This window comes from Serratia sp. B501, from assembly GCF_051172315.1.
Lineage (GTDB): Bacteria > Pseudomonadota > Gammaproteobacteria > Enterobacterales > Enterobacteriaceae > Serratia > Serratia ureilytica.
In genome coordinates, this window is record NZ_JBPIZB010000021.1 from 1 (window position 1) to 1,510 (window position 1,510).

The following is a 1,510-nucleotide window of genomic DNA, read 5'->3' on the forward strand; positions in this document are numbered from 1 at the left end:
AGCCTAGCCTTCTCCGTCCCCCCTTCGCAGTAACACCAAGTACAGGAATATTAACCTGTTTCCCATCGACTACGCTTTTCAGCCTCGCCTTAGGGGTCGACTCACCCTGCCCCGATTAACGTTGGACAGGAACCCTTGGTCTTCCGGCGAGCGGGCTTTTCACCCGCTTTATCGTTACTTATGTCAGCATTCGCACTTCTGATACCTCCAGCAACCCTCACAGGCCACCTTCAACGGCTTACAGAACGCTCCCCTACCCAACAACGCTAAGCGTCGCTGCCGCAGCTTCGGTGCATGGTTTAGCCCCGTTACATCTTCCGCGCAGGCCGACTCGACCAGTGAGCTATTACGCTTTCTTTAAATGATGGCTGCTTCTAAGCCAACATCCTGGCTGTCTATGCCTTCCCACATCGTTTCCCACTTAACCATGACTTTGGGACCTTAGCTGGCGGTCTGGGTTGTTTCCCTCTTCACGACGGACGTTAGCACCCGCCGTGTGTCTCCCGTGATAACATTCTTCGGTATTCGGAGTTTGCATCGGTTTGGTAAGCCGGGATGGCCCCCTAGCCGAAACAGTGCTCTACCCCCGAAGATGAGTTCACGAGGCGCTACCTAAATAGCTTTCGGGGAGAACCAGCTATCTCCCGGTTTGATTGGCCTTTCACCCCCAGCCACAAGTCATCCGCTAATTTTTCAACATTAGTCGGTTCGGTCCTCCAGTTAGTGTTACCCAACCTTCAACCTGCCCATGGCTAGATCACCGGGTTTCGGGTCTATACCTTGCAACTAATCGCCCAGTTAAGACTCGGTTTCCCTACGGCTCCCCTATACGGTTAACCTTGCTACAAAATATAAGTCGCTGACCCATTATACAAAAGGTACGCAGTCACACCACGAAGGTGCTCCCACTGCTTGTACGTACACGGTTTCAGGTTCTATTTCACTCCCCTCGCCGGGGTTCTTTTCGCCTTTCCCTCACGGTACTGGTTCACTATCGGTCAGTCAGGAGTATTTAGCCTTGGAGGATGGTCCCCCCATATTCAGACAGGATGTCACGTGTCCCGCCCTACTCATCGAACTCACGACCTGTGCATTTTAGTGTACGGGGCTATCACCCTTTGCTGCGCGACTTTCCAGACGCTTCCACTAACACACAAGCCGATTCAGGTTCTGGGCTCCTCCCCGTTCGCTCGCCGCTACTGGGGGAATCTCGGTTGATTTCTTTTCCTCGGGGTACTTAGATGTTTCAGTTCCCCCGGTTCGCCTCATGCCACTATGTATTCATGACATGATAGTGTGTCGAAACACACTGGGTTTCCCCATTCGGGTATCGCCGGTTATAACGGTTCATATCACCTTACCGACGCTTTTCGCAGATTAGCACGCCCTTCATCGCCTCTGACTGCCTAGGCATCCACCGTGTACGCTTAGTCACTTAACCTCACAACCCGAAGATGTTTCCATCGTTCGCGCTGCAAACATTTGAGAGACTCTATGACAGGTTACTCTT

The 1,510-nt window shown here is 52.5% G+C and carries 1 rRNA gene; it reads right to left on the reverse strand.

Going from position 1 to position 1,510, the window contains the following annotated elements:
* Positions 1–1,441 (reverse strand): 23S ribosomal RNA (locus ACSBQV_RS24200); the annotation flags it as partial.
* Between the last annotated feature and the right edge of the window lie 69 nt (positions 1,442–1,510).